Genomic DNA, 7,217 nt, shown 5'->3' on the forward strand with positions numbered 1-7,217 from the left:
GCGGCATCATCTGCTTAAGGATGGCCTCCTTGCGTTCTGCTGGATAACGATTCACTGCATGTCTTTACTCCGCCCCAATACGGTTGATGTGAATTAATTGACGCGACATCTATCCTGACATAGGGGGTTACTCCGCCCCAATACGGTTGATGTGAATTAATTGACGCGACATCTATCCTGACATAGGGGGTTAACTTAACGTTAATGTTTAGTCCTGTAGGCCAAATTAGTAGCTAAACGAAAAAGCCCAACTTACTGGGATACATTGAAAATATAATCACAAAAAGTGTCGTTATTTTTTACATTAAAATATAATTATTTTCCAAGTCGTTGATTTTATTAATCATATAAGTCTGGCGCGAAAATTGCTTTTTGTACACACTAGGGTAGCAACATCACTTAATAATCCTAAATCAATATTATATAAAAGGTATTTTTAAAATGATAAAGACAATGTTACGAGCGACAATGATCGCTGCAACTTTCTTCGGATTGATCTCTGTAGCAAACGCTACTACGATCGACCAATCTCAGCTCAACTACAACACAGGCGTCCCATTCGCATTCTCCTTTGCGCCGGTCACGAATTACCCACTTGGTCAATCTTTTACAGCAGGTAAAAGCGGGTTATTAGCGGATATTTATTTAGGCTCAAATGGCGGCATTCAAGGTGGCGGCAATACTCTAACCATGGACATACATGCGGGTAACGGTATTGGCGGTACGTTATTAGGTCATTCCACAGTTAATGTCACAAGTGTCTGGACACCAATAGTAGGACATTGGTTACTTACAATTGATACATCTAACCTTGGAATTGATGTAGTGGCGGGCAACCAATACACGTTTGATTTTACATCTGTCACTGGCGCGGGTGACTTAGCATACCGCGGCATATTAGGCAATACTAGCAATCCATACGCAGGTGGGCGTATTTATACCGGCGCAGGGTACGGCAATCAACCTAATTGGGATCTTGTATTTCAAACTGCGGTGACCGACGTTCCTGAACCAGCGCCCTTTACTTTACTGTTTTCTGGACTGGCATTGATCGGATGCATGCTTCACAGACGTAAATCGGACTAAGTTGTATCCGCAAACTTTGCTCTATGCGACTGTTTCTGCGCTTCATATGCAATGAAATAGGCGCATGGTGCGAGCTTGAAATTTTCAATATTCAACGAACTGTCACCTGACATTCTTTCCAAGTAGCGACTGCTCTACGGTCTTGCCACGTAAGTGCGCCATCAATTTATAAAAATACGACGTTAAACATAGGCCCATTAGCACCAATAAGAGCGAGCGTTAATTTATCAGTATTACTTTATCCAAAATCATATATAAAAATAGCCAGATTACAAGCGCAGTCAGGTCAAGAACAATTACACTAAATAGATCAAGCTTGGTATCAAATAAATCAATGGCCATTTGACTTTGCAAAAATCAACCGCGATGTAGTGTCAATAACATGATTTACTGCACACTTGATTTTGCCAGCATATCGCTTCTCAATCAAAATATGCACGGCATATGCTATCAGAAGGACGACAAACAGCGTTGACAATAGAAGAACATGAGAATTGACTACTGGATACGCAAGATTGAAGACCATAAAGCCAATATTTTCATGCAGAAGGTAGAGAGGATAGGTAAGCGATCCGGCCAATACCCAGCGATAACGCGCTACCCTACCAGTCCATTTTAAAGAAATCAAAAACATCACAAAAAAGAAGACGCTGACGATGCTCGCGACGACATAGTCACTCATGTTTGTGTTGTAGGTTTTCTCAAAAAAGCGCAGATTGCCGATGGATTGAAATAATGCAAAACCCCAGCACACCATTATTATTCCGACCCTCGTGAATGACGCACCCGCAGACCAAATTAAGTAATAGGCAGCACCAGCAATAAAATAAGCAGAATAATCAACAATGAGCAGAATATTAAGGCCATACATTGGATGGATATTAAGAAAAATCGATCCGATTAACCACAATAAAATAATCAGTTGCGCATGTTGAATTTTACCAATGATCAAAAGCAAGGCAATCAATGCATAAAATCGCAACTCGACAAATAGCGTCCAATACACTCCATCAATAGGAGGAACGTCGACAAAACCACTCAGCATGGTCATGTTGACCAAATATTGCTCTATAGTTGCCGAGTAACGTACACCGCCGATCGCGAGTGTGACAACAAATGTCATCGTGCAAGCCGCCCAAAATGCGGGATAAAGGCGGACAAACCTTGATACAACAAAGCTTCTTAGACTACCATTTGAGGCAGTCATAAGAATGACAAATCCACTGATAATGAAAAATAGCTCGACGCCAAGATATCCATACTTAGCAAAAGGCGCCAACAATGGATAAGGCATCACTGACATCGCATCCGCAGCGTATCCGCGAAATGAATAATGAAATAGAACAACCGTCATTGCAGCGAAAAATCGCAACAGATCAAGTTCATTAACTCTCTTAGTTTCCATGTGTCTTTTGCTTCCCTTTTGCTTCACTTCAACTTAACTATCGACCGTTTAGTATCCCAGATTCATCTCAATGTGCTCACCTTGTTCAATCTGTAGTCGGGCATCAATCTTATAAAACTTTGATAACAAATTTGAATATAGCGATTGTGATCGCGTGCTATTACTTAGTCAACTACGGCTTGCAAGCTTTGCTGTTCAAACTCAAATCCTACAATGAATAAATACACCTTATGTCCGGACTGTTATTATCTTCGTTTCCGCTTACCTAGCATGCATGGAGAATCACATTAATCACTAAGGTCTGCACGGTTTTCAGTTAATTGGCGACCACTTCGCTAGACTTCCAGGCATCCAGAATCTGAATACGTTTTAACCAGCGCTGAAGATGAAGCAAGTCAGCAATAGGAAATTGAGACCGAATTTGATCAGCCAGCGGTGCAGCAATTGCGAAATCCGCGAGAGACAGACCGCTATCACACAACCAATCACGCTGTGCGAGATGGCGATCCAGAACGGTCGCCGCTTCAGTGATGAGTTGTTCGCCACGCCCTACTTCTTGCGGGTCGGCGACTCCCTTTCCAGCTAAAAATTTGATGGAATTTTCCCAATTAAGAAGGCTCACACTGGGCATTAAATGTTGCCCGCACCAAAATAGCCATCGGTTGATATCTGCACGAGCACTGGCATCCATTGGGTAGAGCGTTTGCGGTGCCGTCAAATCAGCCAAATATTGCATAATGGCGTACGATTCCCAAAGAACGAAACCATCATGTTCAAGTACCGGTACTTGATGATTGGGATTGAGTTGCAAAAATTGTGGCGTATTTTGCGCCCCGTTAAAAAGATCAACGATGACAAGATCCAACTTGATTTCAAGGTGAAGAGCGGTCAATAAAACGCGGCGACTGCAAGTTGAAGCGGGATGATAATAAAGGCGCATAGTTCAGGCTCCATCAGTGTGTGAATGAATGATCAATGCGATGATTATCACCCCCAATACTGACAGAAAATGGCAGTAGCAAACTTGGCATTTACGTTCTTTGAGTTAACACCTGCTGATCGATATTCAATGCACGCCATTCTTTCAACAACGCATGGCGCCGACGTGGATACCGTTCCATACGCAGATCTAAAGACGAAATTTTGTCGATTCTGAAATGCCGAAATTCTTGCCGTAGTTCGCACCAGGCAGCCAGCATTCGGGCATGGTCAAAGTAACCTAGGACAATCGGCCAAATTATGCGTTCCGTCATCTGCCCTTTCAGGTCCTGATATCGCATCAACATTTTATGTTCTGTACGAATTGCCTGACGAATAGATGAGACGTCAATTGCCTCAGTCTCAGCTCGCGAACGATCGCCCAATATTGACGCGTTGCTGTCAAGCGTGTGTCTAAGATCCTGCGGTAACACTGCAGCGATCTTCGACAATGCAGCCTTTGCCGCCTTGCTTAAACTGAGATCTGTGCGTTCAGCCACCCAGCGCGACCCAATCACCAGCGCTTCAATTTCTTCTTCGGTGAACATTAAGGGTGGCAGCGTAAACCCAGGACGCAATACGTAACCGAGGCCCGGTGCACCCTCAATTTTTGCCCCTTGTTCCTGGAGGGTCGCAATATCGCGATAAAGGGAGCGTAGACTAATACCAACTTCGGCGGCAAGCGCTGCACCTGTCACAGGAAATCGGTGCCGCCGTAAAATCTGAAGCAGATCGAGTAAGCGTTTTGAGCGGGACATGATTGATGACTACCTCAACACTACGAACGTTGCATTATCATTGATCGCTGACCACTTTAGACCGCGCGCGAATTCTTAAAATGATAGGCAGTAACAGCATCGCGAGAACACCAGCGCCAACGATGGCGATCAAAATAGATGGCCCAACCCATGGTGCAAAATGGTAAAAAAAATCCGTGATCGACGGAGCGCAAAGTGCTCCAGCCAAAACACCGGCCAATGCCCACAAAATTGACTGGCAAAATTCTTTCCGGCTAACACCTGGCTCATAGCGATTTAAGTTACTCATAGGTAATTTAAATTTAAATTAAAGTTAAAGTTAAAGTTAAAGTTAAGTTGCTTAGAGCGAATCAATGTCATTCAAATTTGCATTTGTAATCGCATAAAGCCAAAAATCGCGTGATTCGCCACGAACTATTTTTAGTTTTCGCAATTTCCCTTCTACTTCGAATCCACATTTTTGCAATATTCGTGCTGAGGCGAGGTTGGTATCAAGGGCTGTGGCCTGAATACGTACGAATCCACCTTCGGTCAAACCCCAGCGCACCAGAGCACGACAGCAAGCCGTTATGATGCCACGACCCCAATAGTCAGGATGCAAATTATAGGAAATTTCTGCAGTGCGATTTACCACCGACATTGCGTGAAATCCAATCACGCCAGCAAATACACCTGACGCTTTATCAACGATGGCAAATTGCATTGGCGATTCGGGATCTTCGCTGTTATAGGTTGCAATCAAACTCCGCAAATCTTCCGGTGACTTCACATTCCAACTCGTATGTTGCACCACATATGGCAGCGACAAATAGGCAAACCAAGCGTTCACGTCCGATAGTTCGATCGGTCTTAACAATAAGCCCTCATCAACTACGTCAGGGGAAGGAAATTCACGCATAAAAAATGAATTAGGGTGATGGTCTTTTTTCAAAAAAGGCAAGCTAGAACCTAATGACTTTATTTAATAATAGTTTTACAGAGCAACATTTTTTCTTAACAAAAGTTTTATGTCGCAATGATTTGAAAATTGCAATGCCGTCGGTACATAAGAAGGGAAATTCCGAGCCCAACGCCAGCATGGAAAACGTCCGCGCGGCGTGGGCTCAAATAAGTTTTACTTCACGCGGTAAAGAGCGCAAAGTTTATTACCATCGGGATCACGCACATAACTTAGGTGCATTGCGCCCATGCTGCCCTCACGTAAGCCTGGAGGACCCTCACAGGTCTGACCACCGTGCGCAACTGCGACATCGTGGAACAATTTCACCTGCTCTGGCGAACTACATTTAAAACCAATTGTTCCGCCGTTAGCAAATGTTGCGGGCTCACCATTGATTGGTTCAGTAATCGCCAGCGAGTTCCCTTCGTGGCGATAAAACAGGCGGGTATGACCCGATGGCGATATATTACGAATTGCCTGCCCTGCTCCGAGAGTGGCTAGCACCGCATCGTAAAATACCTTTGATCGTTCTATATCGTTAGAACCAAGCATGACATGGTTAAACATCCTATCTCCTTTAGTTAATAAGTATCCCCAGTTTTTGGGTTTTTATTTAAAAAAAATATTTAAAAAAATATTTAAAAAATATTCGCAAATTAAGACTATGACACTTCATAGCTAAAACGCAGCTTATCCCATGTCCACAAGATCACAAAGAATAGCATTTAGACGATCAACCATAAATACTACTGCCAAACAAACAACAACCGCCAACGATGAACAATGCAACTTTTACCTTGTCTTCAAATAGTGAAGCCCTTGATTTTTTTATTGAGACGCTTTAACTTTTGATTGCCACAATTCAATTTTATTCCCCTCAGGATCGAGTATCCATGCAAAGCGACCGTTAGCGTCGGTGTCATCGCGCTTGAGTATGTCGACGCCCTTCACGTTCAATCGCAGTATTAACGCATCCATGTCGTCAACCGCGTAATTGATCATGAAATCTGTATTCGAAGGTGCAAAATATTTTGTCGCTGCCGGAAAAGCGCTCCAGGTCAGCAGAGATGGATGTTGAGGCGCGTCATAACGAAGCATGGCGCCACCCCACGCTTCCAGTGGCATGCCGAGTACGTCTCGGTACCATGCCGCCAACGTCTTAGGGTCCTTCGCCTTAAAAAAGATACCGCCGATGCCAGTAATATGCCCTGCAGCCTGAACAGGCGCAGTAGTAGCTTTAGCATCCTGCGACTGCACAGCGCTTGCCATACTCAGCAACAACACGGCCGGTAAAAAATAAATAAGAAGTTTTTTCATATTTGGTGTCCTCATAGTCGGTTTTACGTCCACTAGCCCCACCTGATCAAACAAAACAAAAGACCCAACTGCATGTTTACCGTCAACAGGCAGCATTCTGCGCACTTTTAATCCATTCATCATTTCCTGATGCGTCCCAGATGATGAATGAATTCAGTCATTTTGAATGCCAGCACCTAGCGCAGATTGAATTGTGATGTGCCCACTCAGGAGTTTGTGTATCGGACATTTATTAGCAATTTCTAATAGACGCACACGTTCAGCCTCAGTGATATCTCCTTCAATGAAAATCCGACGCTGCATCTGATAGGAGACATCGCCTTGCTCATCTTTACTTTCGATATGATCAACGGTAACTCGTAAATCACTGACAGCCATTTGACGACGACGTATATACAGCTCTAAGGTCAGCGTTGTACAAGCAGCCAGAGCCGAATCCAACAAATCGTGCGGATCAGGCGCAAGATTAAGCGAACCTGCTGCCTCATCAACGTCAGCATTCCAAACATGGCGCCCATTCGTCAAAGTCGTCAAAGCGCCATTGGCACGGTGTAATTTTGCTTCAATAGTCATAATGCTTCCCTTGTCGATTTCTTATTAAATTAAATGGCGAATTCTAGGATGAAGTGCAATTTATGAACGGTACCGGTTAATGAGGGCAAGATGCGATAGCATTTGTGCCTTTTTGACCGGCCAGTCGAAATTGCATAATGAACTACACACATCTCACCCA

General features: G+C 43.8%; 9 protein-coding genes. 1 reads left to right on the forward strand and 8 read right to left on the reverse strand.

The genetic code is table 11. The features are described from left to right. The first annotated feature begins 453 nt into the window (after positions 1–453). On the forward strand, positions 454–1,086 hold the full coding sequence (locus tag ACO0K1_RS19735; protein WP_423028857.1) for a hypothetical protein: 633 nt from the start codon (positions 454–456) through the stop codon (positions 1,084–1,086). A 331-nt stretch (positions 1,087–1,417) separates the two neighbouring features. Here ACO0K1_RS19735 and ACO0K1_RS19740 read toward each other — a convergent pair whose 3' ends face one another. The 8 genes from ACO0K1_RS19740 to ACO0K1_RS19775 form a co-directional block, all read right to left on the reverse strand. Beyond that, entirely contained in the window at positions 1,418–2,491 is a 1,074-nt protein-coding gene (locus tag ACO0K1_RS19740) for an acyltransferase family protein (protein ID WP_423028859.1), read from the reverse strand. Positions 2,492–2,807: 316 nt separating this feature from the next. Further along, positions 2,808–3,431, reverse strand: a complete 624-nt coding sequence (locus ACO0K1_RS19745; RefSeq protein WP_423028861.1) for a glutathione S-transferase family protein — start codon at positions 3,429–3,431, stop codon at positions 2,808–2,810. 91 nt (positions 3,432–3,522) lie between these two features. Continuing rightward, positions 3,523–4,227 carry a helix-turn-helix transcriptional regulator gene (locus ACO0K1_RS19750; RefSeq protein WP_423028863.1) on the reverse strand — a complete coding sequence of 235 codons (705 nt, stop codon included), beginning with the start codon at positions 4,225–4,227 and terminating at the stop codon, positions 3,523–3,525. A gap of 37 nt (positions 4,228–4,264) precedes the next feature. Next, the gene (locus ACO0K1_RS19755; RefSeq protein WP_423028865.1) at positions 4,265–4,516 is read right to left on the reverse strand and encodes a hypothetical protein; all 252 of its coding nucleotides are present in this window, start codon (positions 4,514–4,516) and stop codon (positions 4,265–4,267) included. A 51-nt stretch (positions 4,517–4,567) separates the two neighbouring features. Beyond that, a complete protein-coding gene (locus tag ACO0K1_RS19760) occupies positions 4,568–5,125 on the reverse strand; it encodes a GNAT family N-acetyltransferase (protein ID WP_423028867.1) in 558 nt (185 codons plus the stop codon). A 216-nt stretch (positions 5,126–5,341) separates the two neighbouring features. After that, positions 5,342–5,734, reverse strand: coding sequence for a VOC family protein (locus ACO0K1_RS19765; RefSeq protein WP_423028869.1), 393 nt, complete (start codon positions 5,732–5,734; stop codon positions 5,342–5,344). A gap of 261 nt (positions 5,735–5,995) precedes the next feature. Then, positions 5,996–6,484 carry a VOC family protein gene (locus ACO0K1_RS19770; protein WP_423028871.1) on the reverse strand — a complete coding sequence of 163 codons (489 nt, stop codon included), beginning with the start codon at positions 6,482–6,484 and terminating at the stop codon, positions 5,996–5,998. A gap of 153 nt (positions 6,485–6,637) precedes the next feature. Beyond that, positions 6,638–7,057 carry an OsmC family protein gene (locus ACO0K1_RS19775; protein WP_423028873.1) on the reverse strand — a complete coding sequence of 140 codons (420 nt, stop codon included), beginning with the start codon at positions 7,055–7,057 and terminating at the stop codon, positions 6,638–6,640. Positions 7,058–7,217 lie beyond the last annotated feature (160 nt).

Origin of the sequence: Undibacterium sp. SXout20W (assembly GCF_049340285.1) — a bacterium.
Lineage (GTDB): Bacteria > Pseudomonadota > Gammaproteobacteria > Burkholderiales > Burkholderiaceae_D > Undibacterium.